Below are 21,389 nucleotides of genomic sequence, written 5' to 3'. Positions count from 1 at the left end.
AATATATTTGGACTTTAGTCAAGTTGAAGATAATATTGAGGATTAAAGTCTAAAGGTTGGCGTTATTAAAAGATTGATAGTAATTAGCAATTGGAATAACTCCGGCTTTTAAGCCGGAGACTTTGAAACATAGAAAAGAACATGGACTTTAGTCCAAAAAAATAACAACCATGTCATACGTCAGAATCTGGATACACGCAGTGTGGGGAACAAAAAGGAAAGTTCCGTTTCTTACAGATGCAATACGCAACGAGGCATTTCAGCATATTACAGAAAATGCTAAGACAAAAAACATTTTCATAAAAGAAATTAATGGGTACACAGATCATGTTCATTGCCTGATTTCTTTAAGTGCAGAGCAATCGATAGCTAAAGTGTTACAACTGATAAAAGGAGAATCTTCATTTTGGATTAACAGGAACAAAATGGTTCAGGGTAAATTCGAATGGGCTGATGAATATTTTGCGGTTTCTGTTGGAGAATCTCAGGTTGAGAAAATTCAGCAATATATTAAAAATCAGGAAGAACATCATAAAAGAAAAACATGGGATGAAGAAGTTAATGAATTTCTTGAAAAGTATGGATTTGAACGAATTGTTGATAAGTGAAATTAAATAGGGACTAAAGTCCGGGTTGTTTGATTGTGCGTTGCTCACCAGCCTAAAGGCTGGCGTTATTGAAGTATAATTAGAAAAGCAAGTTAAGAAAACTAGCCCTGGCTTTTAAGCTGGGGAAATGGGAGTTCAAAGCTCGCTGGACTTTAGTCCGAAATGCTAAGAATTGAAAACTGACTATAAAAAATACAAATTGTGGACGCGAAAGAAGAAGTTGTTTCTTCTTTTTCTAATTACGATTGCCCTTTTCATCGCTGTCTTTTTTGTTGTTCCACACCCTCTTTTTAACCAGCCGTTTTCTACTGTTGTTGAAGCCAGCGACGGAAGTTTGCTTGGAGCGAGAATAGCGGCCGATGAACAGTGGCGCTTCCCTGCTTTGGATGCTGTACCTGAAAAATATGAAAAATGTCTGCTTCAATTCGAGGATCAATATTTTTATGCGCATCCTGGTATTAATCCAATTGCATTAGCTCGGGCGCTTTTTCAAAATATTAAGTCGGGAAAGATCGTCAGCGGTGGAAGTACAATTACCATGCAGGTTTGTCGGATGGCAAGAGGAGAGAAGCCGCGTTCCGTTAAAAACAAAATCATTGAAATGATTTGGGCTCTGAACCTCGAACTGCGTTTTTCAAAAAAGGAAATTCTAAATTTGTATGCATCTCACGCTCCGTTTGGAGGAAATGTTGTTGGACTTGATGCTGCTGCCTGGCGCTATTTCGCGCGACCTGTTTCTGAATTATCGTGGGCAGAATCGGCAACTTTGGCGGTTTTGCCCAATGCTCCATCTTTGATTTATCCGGGGCGGCTCGATGAACGGCTTAAACAAAAACGCGACCGACTTCTGGAAAAATTATTAAATTCAGATGAAATTGATTCTTTAACTTATCAGCTTTCTGTAGCCGAATCAATTCCGGAAAAAGTACATTCCCTTCCGATGAAAGCTTATCATTTAGTGGAAAAAGCGGCGTTGGAAGAAAATGGGCAGCGGATTCGGTCAACCATTGATGGAAACTTACAGGAAAGGGTTAATTCATTGGTTGCACGACATCGGAAAACGTTGGCAGCGAATCACATTTATAATATTGCGGTCCTCGTTACCAAGATTTCCACAAAAGAAGTAAAAGCTTATGTTGGAAATTATTTTGATGGAAAAGAGACAGAGCACGGAAATAGTGTTGATGTTATTCAGGCGCCGCGAAGTACAGGAAGTATTTTGAAACCGTTTCTTTACAGTAAAATGTTAGACGAAGGTTTATTAACACCACAAATGTTGATTCCGGATATTCCAACCCGGTTTGGCGGTTTTACACCAATGAATTTTGATCAGCAGTTTAATGGTGCAGTTCCGGCAGCCGAAGCGCTGGCTCGCTCGTTAAATATTCCCGCAGTGAGAATGTTGCAGGATTACGGAGTTCCTCCATTTTATTCTTTTTTGAAAGAAGCAGGAATGAGAACACTTGTTCACCCTCCGGATTATTACGGACTTTCGCTGATTTTGGGTGGGGCAGAAGTTTCGTTGTGGAATTTATCGGGAATGTACACATCGATGGTTTCAATCTTGAAAAATTACGATGAAAATGACGGCTTTTATGTTGCTCATCCTTTTTCTGATTTAAAATGGAGAAAAGATGATATCTCAATAGAAAATGAAGAAGCAGTGCAACCTGAAATTCGGGCGGCTTCTGTTTTCCTGTCATTACAAGCGCTGTTAAATGTAAAACGACCCGATTCGGAGGCAGGTTGGCAGGAATTTGCTTCGGCGCGAAATATCGCATGGAAAACCGGAACCAGTTTTGGTTTTCGCGATGCCTGGGCGGTTGGAATGACACGTGATTATGTCGTGGCCGTTTGGGCAGGAAATGCGGATGGCGAAGGTCGCCCCGGATTAACCGGAGTTACTGCTGCCGCTCCGTTGATGTTTGATGTGTTTGATTTGCTACCTCGGTCCGGCTGGTTTCAAATGCCGGTGGATGAAATGGAGCAGGTTGAAATTTGTGCTGAAAGTGGTTATCGTCCAGGTGAGAATTGCGATTCAACAAAAACAGTCTGGCTCCCCAAAGGATTGAAAGTGGAAGTTTGCCCGTGGCATCAAAGAATTCATTTAAATGAAAACGGGACCCAGCGTGTAAATGCCAATTGTTATCCGGTTTCGAAAATGCAGCATAAAAATTGGTTTGTGTTGCCGCCGGCAATGGAATATTATTACAAGCCCCGAAACCCCATGTATGCAACTTTGCCGCCTTCAAAACCGGGCTGCGAGGATGGGATTGAAAATATGGAATTTGTATATCCGCGCGAGTGGAATAATTTGTTTATTCCTACCGATTTGGATGGAACACCCGGACAGTTGATTTTTGAGTTGGTACACCGGCAGCGAAATGCTAAAGTTTTCTGGCAATTAGATGAAAAATTTTTAGGAACGACATCTGGTATTCACCAGTTTGCTGTACGTCCGGAAAGTGGCTGGCATATTTTAAATGTTACTGACCAATTGGGAAATAGTTTGAGCCGCCGGTTTTTTGTGGTTAATGAGAGAAAATCAATAGAATAAAAGAAAAAAAGATTATTCCACAAGCTGGCTTTCGATGGCTTTTATCGTTGACTTGTAGCCCAATTCGTACAACTCTTCTGCATGACTCAGGTTTAAAAAATCGTATTTGTTAATTCCTTCCGGTTCAATGTAAACATCGGCCGAATTTGCAATTTCATTGGTTCGCGCATTCACATTCATGTAAAAAGTTCGCGATGTGATTTGGATAAGGTTTTTTACTTTTACTTTCGGATTTATTGGACTGATATTACACACAATTAATTTTTCGCAATCATTTTGTATGGGTTTTACCGGGATGTTGTCAACTACGCCGCCATCAACAAAGAACTCATCACCCAATTTTACAGGCGAAAACAAAATTGGAATAGATGAGGATGCCAACACGGTTTCTCCAAGCAAGCCAGAGTTTTTGTACTCAACGATGCCTTTATTTAAATTCGAAACAGATATAAAAAAAGGAATCTGTAAATCTTCGATATTTTTTGCAGATATTTCTTTTTGTATAATCTCTTTCAGACCGTCCAATTTTAAAAGACCGTCAACTGGAATGTGGAGTTTTGTATATTTAAAAAGCCATCCTTTTTTAAAAATGGAAAGAATTTCTTTGGGTGATTTTCCGCTGGCGATGAAAGCGCCAACAATTGAACCTGCACTGGTTCCGGAAATTACATCGGGAACAATTCCTTTTTCATAAAGTGCTGCAATAATACCGAGGTGGGCAAATCCGCGTGTTCCTCCACCACTTAAAACCAGTCCTGTTTTGTACTTTTTCATTCAATACATGTTAGGAAAACAAAAGTACAAATTAACAGCGGAGTTTTGGGTATGCTTTTTATGAATCGAGCGAAAACCAGCGTAGCATTAAATCCTGGTCGCTTACTTCTTTTTTATGCCAGAAAACGTTGGTCCGGTTTTCATAAATGTAGTCTTTTTTGTAGGTCTCAATATTCTCAACAATGTCTTTTAACGCAGTAATCATTAAATGAACTTCCTCGTCGGTCATTGTCGGATGAAGCGACCAGCGCACCCAGCCAGGCTTTTCAGATAAATCGCCAAGATTTATTTTTTCAGTTATTTCTTCTGATTGCTCAATGGAAACTTCTAAAAGATAGTGTCCATATGTTCCGGCGCAGGCACATCCTCCACGGGTTTGAATACCGTATTTGTCATTCAATATTCGAACGACTTGATTGTAATGAATTCCTTCAATATAAAATGAAATTACACCTAAGCGATCGCGTACATTATCGGCCAAAATATTGAGTCCCTGAATTTCATCCATTCCTTTAAAAGCAATCTCAAGCAATTCTTCTTCGCGTTTTTTAATATTGTCGATGCCCATCTGATCCTTTAATTCGAAACAAAGTGCGGTTTTTATCGATTGTAAAAAGCCGGGGGTTCCGCCGTCTTCGCGTGCTTCAATGTTGTCAACATATTTGTACTTTCCCCATGGATTGGTCCAGTCAACAGTTCCGCCACCAGGTTGATCCGGCACTTCATTTTTATACATTGTTGCATCAAAAACCAGCACTCCGGAAGCACCAGGGCCGCCTAAAAATTTGTGAGGTGAAAACATCACGGCATCAAGTTTCTCCATGGGATCCTCGGGGTGCATATCAATTTCGTCGTAAGGAGCCGAAGCGGCAAAGTCGATAAAACAAACCCCGCCGTATTCGTGCATAATCCTGGCCAGTTGTTTATACGGAGTTCTGTAACCGGTAACATTCGAACAAGCAGTAAAAGAACCAATTTTGAATGGTCGGTCTTTGTATTGTTCAAGTACTTTTCTGAGGTTCTCCGGTTCCACTAAAAGTCCTTCACCCGGTTCAACAATAACAACATCAGCGTTGGTTTCATACCATGATGTTTGGTTGGAGTGGTGTTCCAAATGCGTGATAAAAACTACCGGGCGCTCACGTTCCTGCAAACAATTTCTATGGGCAATTTTTCCACAGTATTTTAATCCGAGGATGCGCTGAAATTTGTTAATTACTGCTGTCATTCCAAAACCAGAAGTTATGATAATATCTTCAGGTCCTGCATTTACGTGTTGTTTTATTAGTTGGTGAGATTTGTGATAGGCGTGTGTCATTCGCATCCCTGTTTCACTGGTTTCGGTGTGCGTGTTTCCAACAAAAGGGCCAATTGTTTTTGAAATCTTGTCTTCAATCGGCTGGTACAACCTTCCGCTGGCAATCCAGTCGCCGTAAATAATCTTTTGTTTGCCATACGGCGAGTCAAATTCCTGGTCTATTCCAACAATGTTTTTTCTGAATTTTTCAAAATAGTTCTGCAAACTCCCCATAGTTAACTTTTTAACGCACACAAATAAAGCTACTTTCTTCGAATTAAATAATAGTAAATATCATAAAATTTTATGGGGGGTAACAATGCGACTATTTAGGGGAAGTATTTGTAAATATCTTTTCGGTGAAGAAAGCGTTTGAAAAAAATAGTATTTTCATTTTTGGAGAAGCCTATTCTAAAATTCCCGACTCTCAGTCTGTAATCGTTATCTGTAGTGGATTGTAGCTTTTTAATATGCGAAATATTTAAAAGTGATTCAGCATTCTGAAAGTCAGCAATTATTTCTTTCATTTTGTTTTTAAACTGCGGATATTTTTTGATGTCTTTTATGAATTGTTTGGAGTAGGAGACTTTCATTCGTTAAGCCAGTTTTCGAAGTCTGTTAAGTCCGGTTCTTCTGCAATAGTTTGGTCTCCGTCTTGCATCGCATTATAAATGGCAGCGTCTTCCTTTTCGTCGTCAACAATAAAATGTTTGATGTTGAGTTTATCAGCCAAATCTGTAAACACTTTTAATTGTCTTTTATTTATTTTTAAAACCAGTTGCATTTTGTCTTTCCTAATTTATTCAAAATTAGAATAAAAGCTTGAAATAAAAAACTGGCTTTGCCGTGTTTTCTTGTTTTTAAAAGTATGTTCTGTCAATTCGTCATAAAAATGGCTTGGCATGGCATTTGATTTTTGGCGGACAACTATTGAAAATGTTTAATTAAAACGATATAAAAATGCAGACAGGAAAAATTGGTGTAACCAGTGAAAATCTTTTTCCAATCATTAAAAAATTTCTTTATTCCGATCACGACATTTTTCTAAGGGAAATTGTTTCAAATGCAGTTGATGCTACTCAAAAGTTAAGGACGCTCGCTTCTAAAGGCGAATACAAGGGAGATGTTTCAGCAGCCAGAGTGGAAGTGAAGCTGGATAAAGATGCAAAAACAATTACTGTTTCCGACAATGGTATTGGGATGACTGCCGAGGAGATTGAAAAGTACATCAACCAGATTGCATTTTCAGGCGCAAACGAATTTCTTGAAAAGTACAAAGACGACGCAAATGCAATCATCGGCCATTTTGGCTTGGGTTTTTATAGCTCTTTTATGGTTTCCGAAAGGGTGGATGTTATTACAAAATCACACAAGGAAAGTTCGCAGGCTGTAAAATGGAGCTGCGACGGGAATCCTGAGTTTACAATTGAGGATGTGGAAAAAGAGGATGTGGGAACTGATATCGTAATGCACATCAACGAAGACTCAAAAGAATTTTTAGAAGAAAATAAACTTGAAGAGATTCTGGATAAATACTGTAAATTTCTTCCTATTCCGGTGATTTATGGTAAAAAGAAAGAATGGAAAGACGGACAGCAGGTAGATAGAGATGAGGATAATCAGATAAACGAAACAGAACCGGCATGGACTAAAATGCCTTCTGATTTAAAAGATGAAGATTACCAGAAATTTTATCGCAGGTTGTATCCGATAGGGGATGAGCCTTTGTTCAATATCCACCTGAATGTGGATTATCCGTTTACTTTAACAGGAATTTTGTATTTCCCAAAAATCAAAAATAATTTTGAAGTTCAGAAAAATAAAATTCAACTTTATTCCAATCAGGTTTTTGTAACCGATTCGGTTGAAGGGATTGTTCCTGAATTTTTAACGCTGTTGCACGGAGTCCTCGATTCTCCGGATATTCCGTTGAACGTTTCCCGTTCGTACCTGCAAAGCGACTCAAATGTGAAAAAAATTAGCAGTCACATCAATAAAAAAGTGGCCGATCGTTTGAATCAAATTTTTAAAGATAATCGAGAAGACTTTGAGAAAAAATGGGACGACCTGAAAATTTTCATCGAATACGGAATGTTGACCGAAGAGAAATTCTACGATCGTGCGATGAATTTCTTCATGTTTAAAAATGCTGAAGGAAAATATTTCACTTACGAGGAATACGAAAAACTGATTAAAGACAATCAGACGGATAAAGACAAAAATCTGATTTACTTATACACAACCAATACCGAAGAACAGTATTCATTTATCGAAGCTGCGAAAGATAAAGGTTATGATATTATTGTTTTGGACGATGTTTTGGCCCCTCACTTAATTAACAAATTCGAGCAAAAACAATCTGACAAACGTTTTGTGCGTGTTGATTCGGATGTGGTTGAAAATTTAATTAAGAAGGAAGATTCAGCAAAAGAAGAATTAAGCTGGGAACAAAAGCAAGATTTGTCTCCGGTTTTCCAGGCGGTTTGTCCGGAGGATAAAGATTATTCTTTTATAGTTGATTTTCAGGATTTGGGTGAAGCCGGGGCGCCAATGGTTATCACACGAAGCGAATTTATGCGCCGGATGAAAGACATGAGTGCAGCGCAAGGCGGTATGAATATGTATGGCGATATGCCTGAAAGTATGAATTTGGTGGTAAATACTTCTCATCCGCTCGTGAAGAAAGTGTTGGAGTCAAAGGATAAAAAGTTAGGTTCTCAATTGGAAAAGATTGGAACAGAAATAGCTGCTCAAAAGGAAGAAGTTTCAGTGTTGGAAAAGGCAAAAGAAGGTAAAAAAGAGGAGGAAGTACCGCAGGCTGATAAAGAAAAACTGGATGAATTGAACAGTAAGCTGGCGGAACTGGAAGAAGCAAAAAGAAATAAATTATCCGACTTTGGTAAAAAGAATAAACTCGCAAAACAAATGGTTGATTTGGCTTTGTTGGCCAACGGCATGTTAAAAGGGGCTGATTTGGATAAATTTGTAAAACGAAGTGTGGAATTAATTAAATAAACACGAGGGAAAGTGATTATTTGATGCGCCATCATTCTGCCGCCGGCAGAGGGTGGCGTTTTTTTATGTACCTGAATTATTAATACGATTGCTTTTCTCTTTGTCGGAAAGATAATCGATAATTACATGAAGTTTTGTTTTTAAATCAATTAGATCATTTGACGTTAAATTTACCGATAGTAATGCCGAAACCAACTTTTCAGGAATCTCTGCAGCATCTTCACGCATTGCAACTCCTTTTTCGGTGAGGGTAATCATTACTTTTCGTTCATCTGTTTCCGAACGTTTCCGTACAACTATTTCCATCATCTCCATCCGTTTTAAAAGTGGAGTAATGGTGTTGGTATTCAGAATAAGCTTTTGCGAGATTTCGTTTACGGTTAAACCGTCATTTTCCCAAAGTACCATCAAAACCAGGTATTGAGGGTAGGTAATCCCCAGTTTGTCAAGATAAGGTTGATACTCGCGTGTAATCAGTCGCGATGCTGCATACACCGGGAAACATAGTTGGTTTTCTAATTTTAATTGTTCATATGCCATCACCTGAATTTTTAAAAATGCATCGGGTATATCTTCATAATTCTACAAAAATATACCCGACTTACTAAACATTGTTCAATTAATTCAAAAAACTTTCCAGATAGGTGTCTATTTTTTCGGGCTTTGTAGTTGGTGCAAAACGTTTTACCGGTTTCCCGTCTTTGTCAACAAGAAACTTGGTAAAGTTCCATTTGATTTTGCTTCCCAAAGTTCCGGTCAATTCGCTTTTCAAATATTTAAAAATAGGATGCGCAGTTTCGCCATTCACATCCACTTTCGAAAACATCGGGAAAGTTACTCCGTAATTGATAAGGCATCCTTCCGAAATTGATTTTTCGTCGCCGGGTTCCTGATTGGCAAACTGGTTGCAAGGAAACCCAAGAATCACCAGTCCTTTGTCTTTGTATTTTTCGTACAGTTTTTCCAATCCTTCGTATTGCGGAGTCAGCCCGCATTTACTTGCTGTATTCACTACTAAAACTGTTTTTCCTTTGTAGTCTTCCATGTTTATTTCGTTTCCCTGGAGACTTTTTGCTGAGAATTGATAAAAATTTGTTTCCATGATTTGTATTGTTTTGTGTTTTAAACTCTATTTGTTTCTGTTTTTCCATGCTTTCCAGGCGCCGGTTGCCCATAATGACCACAGAACCAGCAATGGCTGAAAAAACAATCTGATTAGGCGGGCTTTGTCGGTGTCGAGCCCGAAACCATCAACTCCGTTAACATATTGCGAAATATTTCCAGGAAATATTAAAATGAAAAATATCGCGGTTGCCCATCCAACCAGGGTTTTCCATTTCCAAAGAAAAATGAGCGCCAATCCAAGCGTGATTTCTGCAACTCCTGAAAGAACAACAGTTAAATCAGGATTTAAAGGAACCCACGGCGGAACTTGTGCCAAAAATTCCACCCTCGACCATGTTAAATGTCCTGTTCCTGAAAAGGCTAATAATAAACCTAATACGATTCTGAAAATATTTCTTGAATTCATTTTATCTTTTCCGATTATATCGTTCACGATACAAATATGAATAAAATTAATTTATATCGCAAGCGATGTATTTATTTTTTTGAAGGAGTTAATGTTTATTTAAATCTGAGATTGAAGTTATTTGCCCTTGGCAAAGTCCTGCAAATAAGCAAAACGCTCGGTTAATTTTCCGTCTTTCGTTATGGAGGCGCGTTCAATAATTTTATCAGCATCTTCATTGAAAAGACTTGGAAATACTTTATCAATTAGATTTCTGCCAAAGTCGAGCGAGGCATCTTTGGGAAGTTCGCAGGGCAAATTATCTACTGCCTGCACCGTTACATTTTTTGCAGAATTAAAGGGCTCTTCCAATTCTCCCGTTTCTGGATTATAATCATAAAACGGTTCGTTAATGGTTGCCGCCTTTTTTGTGGAGGGAATTGAGCCTTCAATATCGCAGGTAATATCAGAAATAACACTGATTTTGAAATCGGGCTGTTTCATGTCATCCGCAGTAAAAAGTACCGGCGCTTTCGGATCCCAAAAGGCAGCAGCGACCAAAATATCGGTAACTTTAGCAAAAGGAAGAAATGCATTTTCGTACATTTCCGGGTGATTAAAAAAGTGCATCAACTCGGAACGCTCACCGTCTTTTCGTTTTGCATAATTTACAGGAAGCAATTGAGTAAAAACCGGTTGTTGAATTTTGGTTTCCTTCAAATAGGCTTCCGGTGAAACACGCATTATTTTCATATGATTCAGAATTTCGAGAACACCTTGAGCCACACGGCCATCGCCGGTTACTGCAATTTTTATCGGTGGCAGTTTTACTGAATCGAGGATGGTCAACATTTCTCCTAAATCAGCACAAAGGTGTGCCGGTTTTATATCAAAAGCCTGATTGCGAAGCCCAAAAGCACGCAATCCACTGTAAGCTCCAACCAAGCCTGCAAATCGCCCAAAGCCAATAATTCGGAATCCTTCTTTGTTTGTCAGGACCTCGTAATCAACCAACTGGATATTTTTCTCCAACACGGTTTGTAGCAATTTACGGTTGTATCCCTGTTTTTTTATGGTATGTGAAAAGAAAAGGTAAATCTTTCCCGGAATAAAATCTTCAATCCGAACTTCTTTTACGCCAAGTAAAATGTCACATTCACTTAAATCCTCCTGTAAATGAATTCCAAGTAATCTGTATTCTTCATCTTTAAAACTTCGCACCGGACTTGGCTGCACGATTATTTTTACATGAGGAAATTTGTCTTGAACCTCAATACATTGTGCGGGTGTTAAAGGAACTCTTTTGTCGGGTGGAGTTTTGCTTTCACTGAGAATTCCAACTCTCATAAATATTAATTTGTAATTATCGATAAATATAGTTCATCCATTAATAACAATCAAACTTGAAATTTTCTGTTAATTTAAAAAGACAAATAAATTTTATTCATTCTTAGTTAAATAATACTAATATTTGCATATATAAATTGAATGATATGTTGGGAAGAGGGATAAATCTAATTGTTGCTACCGTATTGGTAATTTTTACATATTCATGCACACAGCGGAACAGTTCTCAAGTTGCTGGCGAATATTCAGGTTCGGAAAGCTGTATCGAATGTCACGACAAGTTTTATAAACTCTGGCAGCCTTCCTATCACGGTCAGGCAATGATGCCGGTTAATTCAGGTTTTATTGCAAAACATCGGTTGCCCGACAGTCAGCCTATCGAAGTGGAAGGTCATATGTTTACCGTCGAATTTCGGGATTCAACAATGATGCTGTATGAAAAAGATGGAGATAAGTTAATTAAAACTTATGAAGTTTTGTGGGCCATGGGAGGTCACAATGTCTACTGTTTTTTAACGCCATTTGAAAAGGGTAAACTACAGAATATACCTTTGGCTTATGACGCGAACGGTAAAACATGGTTTAATTACCCCGAATCCGGCGTTCGTCATTTTGGCGATGAATACCCGGAAGACGAGGCTTTGCCGTGGAAGGATGCCATGTACGCTTTTAATACGGGGTGTTACAGTTGTCATATCAGCCAATTGAGTAGCAATTTTGATTTGTCAACCGAAACCTATCACACTACCTGGCGAGAAGCAGGTATAAACTGTGAAACTTGTCATGGGCCGGGAGGTGAACATATTCGCATTTTTAAAAATTTAAAAGAAGGAGAAGAGGCAAAAGACATTGGTTTAATTGTTACCAGTACTTTTACCCCCGAGCAGAATACAGATGCCTGTGCGACCTGTCATTCAAAAATGAACCCGATAACGCCAAGCTATATGCCTGGTGATAAATATTTTGACAATTATAATCTTACAACACTCGAAGATCTTGATTTTTATCCCGACGGTCGTTCACTTGGCGAAAATTATACCCTGACCGGATGGAAGATGAATCCTTGTTTAGAAGGAAGCGATTTGAATTGTGTGACATGCCATACATCAAGCGGTCGGGACAGGAACAAGGATAATCCTGACAACTCATGTTTACAATGTCATACTGATAAAGCTGAAAATATTCAGGCGCATACAGGGCATAAAAAGGAAGACGGGCTTACTTGTTTGAGTTGTCACATGCCCAAAAGACAATTTGTTGGGCGTTTTCTTCGTAGCGACCATTCATTTCGACCACCGATGCCGGAGGCAACAATTCAGTTTGGTTCACCAAACGCGTGTAATCAGTGCCACACTGATAAGTCACCCGAATGGGCGAATAAAATTGTTAAAGCTCGCCCTAACGGTAATTACCAGGAAGAAACATTAAAATGGGCACAGCTAATTAAAGAAGCCCGGGACAACGACTGGACCAACGTAGATAAAATGTATAAATACATTGCTGATTCAGAGACCAATGAGGTGGTTGCCAATTCTTTAATTCGTTTGCTTGCGAATTGTACGCTCGACTCAAAAATAAACATATTGCTGGAAGCTCTTAATAACAAATCAGAGTTGGTTCGGTCATCAGCAGCTGGTGGTTTGGGAGGAATTCAAACAGCGAAAGTAAAAGACGCATTGCTAAAAGCATGCGAAGATGAAATTCGATTAGTGCGTATTCAGGCTGTAAATGCCATATTAACATTTCCTGAAAATAGTTTTACTGCAGAAGAGTTGTCGATAGTTCAAAAAACTGAAAAGGAATATGTAACATCAATGACTTCGCGGTTGGACAATTGGAGCAATCACTACAACCTTGGAATTTATTATCAAAACAAGGGAAATGTTGATGAGGCGCTCAACTCCTACGAAACAGCTGCCCGGTTATATCCTGAATCGATGATGCCTCTAATCAATAGCAGTGTATTGTATTCATACGTTGGTAATACCGAAAAGGCTGAGGAGAATTTGAAAAAAGCCGTTGAGGTGGATCCGGAGAATGAGGCAGCTAACCTGAATCTTGGACTTTTACTAGCTGAAAAAGGCAAAATGGGTGAAGCAGAAAAAGCATTAAAAAATGCACTTAAGGTAAATCCTGAGCAAGCAGTTGCCGCATACAACCTAAGTGTTATAACTGCACCGCGTGATTTGAATGCTGCTCTTCAATACGCGAAAATCGCTGCTGATGCGCGACCCGATGAGCCCAAGTATGCTTATACTTTGGCTTATTATCAGATGGAAAATAATAATAAAAAGCAGGCCGTTACTACATTAAAAACATTGCTCGATAAAAATCCCCTTTACTATACAGCTGTGAGTTTTCTTGCTGAGATTTATCTGCGCGATGGCAAAAAACAGGATGCAATCAAACTGTATGAGAAAACTTTAAAAACAGAAGGTGTCTCAGATCAGGACAAAGCCGGAATTCGGCAGGCGATAGCATCTATTCAGCAAAGTATGTAGATTTTGAGAAGACAAATAGAAATTTCAGGCTCCCGAAATTTGATTATCTCCATTTTAAAAACGATATACTTATTGTTATTTTTATTTCAACAATACGGAGTATGGTTGTAGATTATCCGTCTTTTCTCTGAATGTGATATTTTTTATAAAATAAAGGTTTGAAAAAATAAAAGACATTTCTATCTTTATTGCCAAATTACAAACACCTTGAATGTAAAACATAAAGAATTAAGCTTCCAGCTAATGGTTGAAGCTTCTCCAATTTCGCTTGTATTGGTCAACAGTTATGGAAAAATAGCGTATTTAAACAGTTATGCAGAAAAATTATTTTTATATAATAAAAATGAACTAATAGGCCGGGATCTTAGTATTCTGTTGCCTCAAAAATATCGTTCACACCACCCTGATTTGCTAAAAGACTATTTTACTAATCCGGTTACAAGGCAAATGGGAGAGAACAGAGATTTGTACGCCTTAAAAAAAGATAATGTTGAATTTCCTGTAGAGATAGGCTTAAATCCTATCGTTACAGTTGAAGGAACGCTTGTTTTAGCGGCAATAATAGATATCACAGAAAGAAAAAAAGCGAACGAACAATTTCGTCTGGTAGTGGAATCGGCTCCAAATGCTATGATTTTAGCCGATTATTCAGGTACAATTGTTATGGTTAACAAGCAAACCGAAATTCTTTTTGGATATGAAAGAGATGAATTAGTTGGACAAAAAGTGGAACTACTGGTTCCCGGAAAATTAAAACAGTATCATCCTCAGCTTCGCGATAAATTTTATGCAAAACCTCAGGCCCGGCCAATGGGAGTTGGAAGAGACTTATTTGGTCTTCGGAAAGACGGAACTGAGATTCCTATTGAAATAGGTTTGAATCCACTGGAAAAAAACGAGTCTCAGTTTGTTTTGGCTTCGATAATCGATATAACCGAGCGGAAAAAGAACGAAGAGGCCATACGATTGTATACAAAAAGAATTGAAGCAAAAAATAAGGAATTGGAACAATTTTCTTTTATAGCCTCACATGATTTAAGGGAGCCATTGAATTCAATTACGAGTTTAATTGGCTTGTTACTGGAAGAAGATGCCGGAAAGATGGACGCTGAAATGTTAAAGCGAATGGACTTTATAGCTAAGTCTTCCTCCCGTATGAAAGATCTTGTTAAAGGATTGCTCGACTATGCAAGGCTTGGAAAGAACTCTGAATTTGGAATAGTCGATTTTAATGAGATTGTGGCAATTGTTGTTAATGATCTTGAATTGCTGGTGAAAAATTCGGGAGCTGAAATCAATGTAAAACGACTTCCTGTAATAGCTGCACTTGAGGTTGAAGTACATTCATTGTTCCAAAACCTGATTAGTAACGCGATAAAATATCGTTCAAAAGATAGAAAACCAAAGATTGAAATATCGGCACAAAAAGTTGAAAATGGATGGGAGTTTGTCGTTCGCGATAATGGTATTGGTATCCCGAAAAATCAACAGGAAAGAATTTTCGTCATATTTCAACGATTGCATGGGCGCAATGAATATGAAGGTATCGGAGTCGGATTAGCACACTGCCGGAAGATTGTAGAATTACATGATGGTAAAATTTGGGTAGAATCCGAACCCGAAAAAGGTAGTACATTTTATTTTTTCATCCCCTTAAAGTAGTAAAAATGAAAAAGTTTAAAGGATTGAATTGTATATTATTGGTTGATGATGATGAGGTTACAAATTATTTGAATAAGGTGCTTATAAAAAAAAGCGGGATCGATGTTCATATAGAGGTAGCCTTAAATGGAGAAATTGCCCTGGAGTATCTTACATCTACCGGAAAGTACAGTAGTAACAATGGATTTCCAAAACCCGGGTTAATATTTCTTGACATTAACATGCCGAGGATGAATGGCTGGGAGTTTATAGAAGAATATAACAAACTTGATAGTAGCCAGAAAGCCGACATCGTAATTGCCATGCTGACATCGAGTAACAACGATGATGATGTAAATACGGCACTCGAAAAATATGAACTTCCCGCTTATATCTATAAGCCTCTTACCTTGGGAAAACTGGAGGAAATAATTTCTAAGTTTTATCCTGTTGAGATTTGATTCGTTTTTAAGGATAGTTGTGTCATTATATTTTGTTTGGTTTGTAACTGTTTTGATAAACTAATTTACACTTTTTCTGTTATTTTTGATAAACATAAAAAAAGTCAGAAAAAGTCATGTTAATAGTTGTATCACCGGCAAAATCACTAGATTTTGAAACACCTGCCACTGTCACGAGTTATAGCATCCCCGATCTTTTGGAGCAATCTGAGAAATTAATCGGAAAGCTAAAAAAAATGAGCCCCGGGCAATTATCCAGATTAATGAATATTTCTAAAGATTTGGGTGAACTGAATTATCAACGGTATCAAAACTGGAATCTCCCGTTTAATACAGAAAATGCTAAACAGGCGGTACTTGCTTTTAATGGCGATGTTTATCAAGGATTGAGTGCTGCTACACTCGCTGAAGAAAAATTGGAATTGGCGCAAAAAAGGATGCGAATACTTTCGGGACTATATGGAGTGCTAAAACCATTGGATTTAATTCAGGCTTATCGTTTGGAGATGGGGACAAAGTTAAAATATTACAAATCAAATGATTTGTACTCTTTTTGGAATCCAATTATTACCAAAAAAATAAATGAAGCCCTTGCGGAATCCGGAACTGATTTTTTAATAAATCTTGCTTCAAACGAATATTTCAAAAGTATTGACAAGAAGAAATTTAAAGGGGAAATAATCACTCCTGAATTTAAAGATTTAAAAAACGGACAGTATAAAATGATTTCGTTTTTTGCGAAGAAAGCCCGCGGATTCATGACTCGTTTTATTCTGGATAACGATATTACTGAACCTGAAAACCTGCAGGTGTTTGATTACGAAGGGTACCTATTTAATCCTGATTTGTCGAAACCAGGTAACCCTGTTTTCACACGGGATAAGGAGTAAAAAGCCATTTGCTGGTTTGGAAAAAGCAAATGGCCGTATTATTGGTCGTGTACAATCAACTCAATATTTTAAAAAGGCAAATCATTTGTTTCGTCATCTGCCGGTTCCGGTGGAATATCTCCAACAGAGAATTCCGGCGGAGGTTCCGGTAAATTCTCAGAAGCCGGTTTTTCAATTTTCCATGCATTAATGTTGTGAAACCACCTACCGTTATATTCCCTCGATTCAACATTAAAAGAAACCTCAATTTCCTCACCTGTCGATAGTCCTTCAATTAATGAAGTTTTATCATTAAAAAGTGTGAAGCAAACCTTTCTGGGGAATTGTTCATCGGTTTCAATTACAAACTCTTGTTTTTTCCACTCTTTGCCTGCGCGGCTTACACCCGATTCGGCTTTTAATATCTGTTGTACTTTTCCTTTTACCTGTAAACTCATAAAGCGAAAATAAAAAAGAAACCCTTTGCAAAAAAATATTACAAAGGGTTTTTATTCAAAAGAAATTAACGTTTCTTATTTTACTATTTCAAGTAATTCCACTTCGAAAATTAATGCTGAATTTGGACCGATGTCAGCACCTGCACTACGTTCTCCGTATGCAAGGTTGGCAGGGAGATAAATTTTCCATTTTGAGCCAACAGGCATTAACTGAAGGGCTTCAGTCCATCCCGGAATTACCTGGTTTACTCTGAAAACAGCAGGCTCTCCATCTTCAACAGAGCTGTCAAAAACAGTTCCGTCGATTAGTGTTCCATGATAATGAACACGTACCTGATCTTCTGCAGCTGGTTTGTCTCCTGTTCCTTCTGTTAAAACTTCATACTGGAGTCCACTTTCAGTTACCTGGACACCTTCGCGTGATTTATTTTGTTCCAGAAATGCATTTCCTTCTTCCAGGTTTGACTGAGCTTCTTTCTCCCCGGCTGATGTGAAAAACTTACGAACAATTTCGTTTGCCTCTTCTTCAGTTATCACTCCTTCTTCACCAAGAGAAGCTGTACGAAAGGCTGTAGCCATTGTTTCAATATTCATTTCATCGCCACCCGGTGCTGATTCAAGTTGTTGTTTATTGTTTGCTCCAACCAAAAAGCCAATAGCGTAGCTTGCTGAATCTGCCGAGGTTTCCAGTTTCGCATTTTGTACAGCCCCGTTTTGCTGACATGATGTTCCGGCAATTCCCAATACGATTGCCAAAAGATAAATAATTTTGTTTCTCATGATTATCATTAAATTAAACGATTTCCAATAGTTCAACATCAAAAATCAAGGTAGCATTAGGACCGATTGCCCCACCAGCCCCTCTTTCTCCGTATGCCAGCGACGGAGGAATAAAAAGACGCCATTTGGAACCGGTTGACATCAGTTGAAGTGCTTCAACCCAACCTTTTATTACTCCATTAACAGGGAAAACAGCTGGTTGTCCTCTTTGAACCGAACTGTCGAAAACCGTTCCGTCAATAAGTGTTCCGTGGTAGTGACATTTTACCTGGTCTTTTGCGGTTGGAATATTTCCTTCTCCTTCATTTAGAATTTTATACTGTAGTCCGCTTGGCAGTTCCGTTACCCCATTTTCTTTCGCGTTTTCAGCCAAAAATTGCTTCCCTTTTTCAAGATTTTCACTTCCTTGTTCCTGGCCGGTTTGAGCCATAAAATTTTCAAGAACATGGTTGGCTTCTTCAACCGTTAATTTGGGCTCAGCACCCGAAAAAGTATCTTTTAAAGCTTCTAAAAATATTTCCGGATTAATGGTTGTCACCCCTGAATTGATCAGGTTTCCGGCAACACTCATTCCTAACGCATAACTAAACTGTTCTAATTCTCCTTTAATCTTTTTTTCTGTCATTAAAATTCCTTTTTTTGTTTAAGAGTTGCGAAGATAACGTAATTTTTTGGCAATTAAACTTTTAATCTTTTTTTATTCCGCGTAGCATTTGTTTTTTCCCTGGCGGGCCGGGAAGCCTTTCCATTACATAACCAATTTGAGCTAAGTTCCGCCTTATTTCGCCTTTTGCACTGTAGGTTACAAAAATGGCTTCTTCCGAACACTGGCGATAAATGGAATCAAATATTTGTTGGGTCCACATTTCAGGTTGCTTATCGGGGCCAAATGCATCAAAATAAACCACATCAAATTTTTTAAGTAGGGACACATTAAATTTACGGATATCCGTTTGTATCTTATTCAGATAAAAATATTCAGACACAGGGATTAATTTATCCCACTCGCAGGCGTGTATTTTTTTGAAAATAGCTTTCTCTTTTTCTGAAAATAAGGATTTGTGGTCGAGTTGCTCCAAAGTAAGCTTGTCCAACGGAAAATTATCTATACTGTAATAATGGGTTACTTTTTTTTGCCTTTCTGCTTCAATAGCAGTTAAAATACAATTTAATCCGGTACCAAAACCAACTTCAAAAACCACAGGAGATCCTTTTTTACAAAAAGAGTAGCCCTTTTCAATATAAACATAATTCGACTCTGTAAGTGCTCCATTTACAGAATGGTACTGTTCGTCTATACCCGGAATATATATGGTTTTTGAGCCATCGGCCGTTTCTATTATTTGGTGTTTCATTTTTATTAAAAGACGAATTTAGCCATGAATTCGTTCAAAAAAACTATTTTTACGCCGCAAATTTAGGAAAACTGCTGAGTGAATTGTTTCGTGTGGTCACAATATTTTTAGTTCAATTAAATAAGCATGTTTGTAAAATTATATGATGAAAATCCAAATCCGAGGGAAGTGCGAAAAATTGTAGATATTTTGCGCGATGGAGGGATTATTATATATCCAACAGATACGGTGTACGGATTAGGGTGTGACATTACAAACAATAAAGCAGTTGACAAGGTAGCACGGATAAAAGGAGTTAAAATTGAAAAAGCTAACTTTTCATTTATTTGCAGTGACCTGAGTCATTTATCCGATTACACAAGACCAATTTCAAACACTGTTTTCAAATTGATGAAAAAAAATCTTCCGGGGCCTTTTACCTTTATTCTGGAAGCAAATAACAACGTACCAAAATATTTTAAGGGAAAGAAAAAGACAGTCGGAATCAGGGTTCCCGCTAATAATATTATTCATGAAATAGTAAGCGAACTGGGCAATCCAATTGTTTCAACCTCGATTTACGATGAGGATGAGATATTGGAATACACAACCGATCCGGAACTTATTTATGAAAAATACAAAGACATAGTTGATGCTGTAATTGACGGTGGATACGGAGAGCTGGTGCCTTCCACTATTGTTGATTGTTCGCAGAACGAACTTGTAATTTTACGTGAAGGGAAAGGGGTTTTGGAGTTCTAAAACCCCGCGCTGATTTTTATTCCTTCCAGAAAGTGGGCGAGAATAAAACCAAAACAGTAAACAATTCCAGTCTTCCAAGAAGCATTAAAAAAGAGAGGAACCATTTGCCGGCAGGAGCAACATGAGCAAAATTTTCAGCCGGACCAACACGTCCCAGACCAGGCCCGATATTTCCCAAACAAGTGGCAACTGCTCCCATTGCTGAATCCAAATCAGGTTCAATAAATGTAAAGATTACCACACTAAAACCGAAAATAATAAAGTAAAGCATAAAAAACGCCAGAACATTGGTAACAATTTTGGCATCTACGGAATGCTTGTTAAATTTTACGGGTATGACGGCTTTTGGATGAATCATCCTGCGCAGTTCATAATAGCTGTTTTTAAACAATATTACAATACGCATTATTTTTATTCCTCCGCCTGTTGAACCTGCCGACCCTCCAAAAAAGAACAAAACAAAGATCAAGATTGTAAGTATCGGAGGCCAAAGCAGGTAATCGGACGTGGCAAAACCTGTGGTAGTAATTATTGAAACAACCTGGAAAAGAGCGTCTCTGAAAGCCTGCTCTACACCTAAGGAAGTGCTTAATACCAGTCCTAAAAAGATAACAGCTGTAAATCCCAGGATAAAAAGACTGTAATATTTAAATTCTTCATCTTTGAGCACTCTGCCTACTTTCCCTTTTAAAGCAATATACGACAATGTGAAATTTGTTCCGGCAAAGAACATAAAAAGGACAATGATATATTGTATAAAAGGAGAATTCCAATGTGCAATGCTGGCTTGTTTGGTTGAAAAACCACCTGTTGCCATTGTTGTAAATGAATGACAGATTGCGTCGTAAAACGTCATTCCGCCAATCCATAGTAAAAGTGTTTCAGCAACGGTAAAACCAAGGTATATGATCCAAAGTGTTTTAGCTGTTTGACGTATACGGGGACTAATTTTGTCGGGTGTTGGCCCGGGAACTTCTGCCATAAAAAGCTGCATTCCACCAATTCCAAAAACGGGTAATATGGCCAGCGATAAAACAATAATCCCCATTCCACCAAGCCATTGGGTTAAACTTCTCCAGAACAAAATCCCATGTGGTAAAGCTTCGATATCGGCTAAAATGGATGAGCCTGTTGTGGTAAAACCTGATATGGTTTCAAAAAAAGCATCGGTAAAGTTTGGAATAGAGCCACTAAAAATGTATGGCAAGCTGCCAAAAAACGAGAAGATAATCCAGGCAAATGAAACGATAATAAAACCTTCTCTCTTCCCAATATCACGGGAAGCATTTTTTGTAAGTAAAAGAATTAGTCCACCTGCAAGTACTGAGATTCCTGAAGAAATAATAAAAGCTGTAATATCATGTTCTCCGAAAACGACTGAAACAGCCAATGCAAGTAACATGGCAATTCCTTCTACCAACGACAAAAAACCAAGAACACGAAATATAAGCTTTAAATTCATTTGTTTTCGAAAA

21 protein-coding genes are annotated in these 21,389 nt (G+C 38.2%); 8 read left to right on the top strand and 13 right to left on the bottom strand.

Going from position 1 to position 21,389, the window contains the following annotated elements:
* Positions 1-170: 170 nt before the first annotated feature.
* Together tnpA and pbpC are read left to right on the top strand one after the other, a co-directional pair.
* Positions 171-608, top strand: coding sequence for an IS200/IS605 family transposase (gene tnpA, locus GM418_RS04245; RefSeq protein ID WP_158863476.1), 438 nt, complete (start codon positions 171-173; stop codon positions 606-608).
* A gap of 172 nt (positions 609-780) precedes the next feature.
* A complete protein-coding gene (gene pbpC / locus GM418_RS04240) occupies positions 781-3,165 on the top strand; it encodes a penicillin-binding protein 1C (RefSeq protein WP_246222817.1) in 2,385 nt (794 codons plus the stop codon).
* Between the two features lie 12 nt (positions 3,166-3,177).
* Here pbpC and GM418_RS04235 read toward each other — a convergent pair whose 3' ends face one another.
* From GM418_RS04235 to GM418_RS04220, 4 genes are all read right to left on the bottom strand, one after another.
* The gene (locus GM418_RS04235) at positions 3,178-3,939 is read right to left on the bottom strand and encodes a patatin-like phospholipase family protein (RefSeq protein ID WP_158863474.1); all 762 of its coding nucleotides are present in this window, start codon (positions 3,937-3,939) and stop codon (positions 3,178-3,180) included.
* A gap of 58 nt (positions 3,940-3,997) precedes the next feature.
* Positions 3,998-5,470, bottom strand: a complete 1,473-nt coding sequence (locus tag GM418_RS04230) for an aminotransferase class V-fold PLP-dependent enzyme (RefSeq protein ID WP_158863472.1) — start codon at positions 5,468-5,470, stop codon at positions 3,998-4,000.
* Between the two features lie 95 nt (positions 5,471-5,565).
* Positions 5,566-5,829: a type II toxin-antitoxin system RelE family toxin gene (locus tag GM418_RS04225; protein WP_158863470.1), complete on the bottom strand. Its 264-nt coding sequence runs from the start codon at positions 5,827-5,829 to the stop codon at positions 5,566-5,568.
* Positions 5,826-6,020, bottom strand: coding sequence for a hypothetical protein (locus tag GM418_RS04220; RefSeq protein ID WP_158863468.1), 195 nt, complete (start codon positions 6,018-6,020; stop codon positions 5,826-5,828). The genes GM418_RS04225 and GM418_RS04220 overlap by 4 nt, the downstream gene beginning before the upstream one ends.
* Before the next feature lie 176 nt (positions 6,021-6,196).
* Here GM418_RS04220 and htpG point away from each other — a divergent pair, with 176 nt between their 5' ends.
* A complete protein-coding gene (gene htpG, locus GM418_RS04215) occupies positions 6,197-8,251 on the top strand; it encodes a molecular chaperone HtpG (protein ID WP_158863466.1) in 2,055 nt (684 codons plus the stop codon).
* Positions 8,252-8,314: 63 nt separating this feature from the next.
* Here the strand turns inward: htpG and GM418_RS04210 are convergent, their stop codons facing one another.
* The 4 genes from GM418_RS04210 to GM418_RS04195 all read right to left on the bottom strand — a co-directional run bounded on the left by GM418_RS04210 (position 8,315) and on the right by GM418_RS04195 (position 11,108).
* The gene (locus tag GM418_RS04210; protein WP_158863464.1) at positions 8,315-8,791 is read right to left on the bottom strand and encodes a MarR family winged helix-turn-helix transcriptional regulator; all 477 of its coding nucleotides are present in this window, start codon (positions 8,789-8,791) and stop codon (positions 8,315-8,317) included.
* A 79-nt stretch (positions 8,792-8,870) separates the two neighbouring features.
* Positions 8,871-9,353 (bottom strand): glutathione peroxidase, encoded by a 483-nt coding sequence (locus GM418_RS04205; RefSeq protein ID WP_158863462.1) that lies wholly within the window; start codon positions 9,351-9,353, stop codon positions 8,871-8,873.
* A gap of 27 nt (positions 9,354-9,380) precedes the next feature.
* Positions 9,381-9,809, bottom strand: a complete 429-nt coding sequence (locus GM418_RS04200) for a DoxX family protein (RefSeq protein ID WP_217447705.1) — start codon at positions 9,807-9,809, stop codon at positions 9,381-9,383.
* A 90-nt stretch (positions 9,810-9,899) separates the two neighbouring features.
* Positions 9,900-11,108: an NAD(P)-dependent oxidoreductase gene (locus GM418_RS04195; RefSeq protein WP_158863460.1), complete on the bottom strand. Its 1,209-nt coding sequence runs from the start codon at positions 11,106-11,108 to the stop codon at positions 9,900-9,902.
* A gap of 146 nt (positions 11,109-11,254) precedes the next feature.
* Between GM418_RS04195 and GM418_RS04190 the strand changes: the two genes are divergently transcribed.
* From GM418_RS04190 to yaaA, 4 genes are all read left to right on the top strand, one after another.
* Positions 11,255-13,609 (top strand): ammonia-forming cytochrome c nitrite reductase subunit c552, encoded by a 2,355-nt coding sequence (locus GM418_RS04190; RefSeq protein WP_158863458.1) that lies wholly within the window; start codon positions 11,255-11,257, stop codon positions 13,607-13,609.
* Positions 13,610-13,816: 207 nt separating this feature from the next.
* Positions 13,817-15,271 carry a PAS domain-containing sensor histidine kinase gene (locus tag GM418_RS04185; protein ID WP_158863456.1) on the top strand — a complete coding sequence of 485 codons (1,455 nt, stop codon included), beginning with the start codon at positions 13,817-13,819 and terminating at the stop codon, positions 15,269-15,271.
* Between the two features lie 5 nt (positions 15,272-15,276).
* Positions 15,277-15,711 carry a response regulator gene (locus GM418_RS04180; protein WP_158863454.1) on the top strand — a complete coding sequence of 145 codons (435 nt, stop codon included), beginning with the start codon at positions 15,277-15,279 and terminating at the stop codon, positions 15,709-15,711.
* A gap of 116 nt (positions 15,712-15,827) precedes the next feature.
* Entirely contained in the window at positions 15,828-16,601 is a 774-nt protein-coding gene (gene yaaA / locus GM418_RS04175) for a peroxide stress protein YaaA (RefSeq protein ID WP_158863452.1), read from the top strand.
* A gap of 68 nt (positions 16,602-16,669) precedes the next feature.
* Here yaaA and GM418_RS04170 read toward each other — a convergent pair whose 3' ends face one another.
* From GM418_RS04170 to mnmC2, 4 genes are all read right to left on the bottom strand, one after another.
* The gene (locus GM418_RS04170; protein ID WP_158863450.1) at positions 16,670-17,038 is read right to left on the bottom strand and encodes a DUF3127 domain-containing protein; all 369 of its coding nucleotides are present in this window, start codon (positions 17,036-17,038) and stop codon (positions 16,670-16,672) included.
* A 75-nt stretch (positions 17,039-17,113) separates the two neighbouring features.
* Positions 17,114-17,818 carry a BamJ family beta-barrel-assembly machinery protein gene (bamJ, locus tag GM418_RS04165; RefSeq protein ID WP_217447704.1) on the bottom strand — a complete coding sequence of 235 codons (705 nt, stop codon included), beginning with the start codon at positions 17,816-17,818 and terminating at the stop codon, positions 17,114-17,116.
* 13 nt (positions 17,819-17,831) lie between these two features.
* The gene (bamJ, locus tag GM418_RS04160) at positions 17,832-18,443 is read right to left on the bottom strand and encodes a BamJ family beta-barrel-assembly machinery protein (protein WP_158863446.1); all 612 of its coding nucleotides are present in this window, start codon (positions 18,441-18,443) and stop codon (positions 17,832-17,834) included.
* A gap of 61 nt (positions 18,444-18,504) precedes the next feature.
* Positions 18,505-19,173 carry a tRNA (5-methylaminomethyl-2-thiouridine)(34)-methyltransferase MnmC2 gene (gene mnmC2 / locus GM418_RS04155; protein WP_158863444.1) on the bottom strand — a complete coding sequence of 223 codons (669 nt, stop codon included), beginning with the start codon at positions 19,171-19,173 and terminating at the stop codon, positions 18,505-18,507.
* A 126-nt stretch (positions 19,174-19,299) separates the two neighbouring features.
* Between mnmC2 and GM418_RS04150 the strand changes: the two genes are divergently transcribed.
* Complete coding sequence (locus GM418_RS04150; RefSeq protein WP_158863442.1) at positions 19,300-19,914, top strand: L-threonylcarbamoyladenylate synthase; 615 nt, start codon at positions 19,300-19,302, stop codon at positions 19,912-19,914.
* A gap of 16 nt (positions 19,915-19,930) precedes the next feature.
* Here GM418_RS04150 and GM418_RS04145 read toward each other — a convergent pair whose 3' ends face one another.
* Positions 19,931-21,376: a TrkH family potassium uptake protein gene (locus GM418_RS04145; RefSeq protein WP_158863440.1), complete on the bottom strand. Its 1,446-nt coding sequence runs from the start codon at positions 21,374-21,376 to the stop codon at positions 19,931-19,933.
* Positions 21,377-21,389 lie beyond the last annotated feature (13 nt).

The sequence above is a fragment of the Maribellus comscasis genome, assembly GCF_009762775.1.
In the GTDB taxonomy this organism is placed as follows: domain Bacteria; phylum Bacteroidota; class Bacteroidia; order Bacteroidales; family Prolixibacteraceae; genus Draconibacterium; species Draconibacterium comscasis.
The sequence above is the reverse complement of the archived record's forward strand: the minus strand, read 5'-3'. Positions and strand labels throughout refer to the sequence as shown.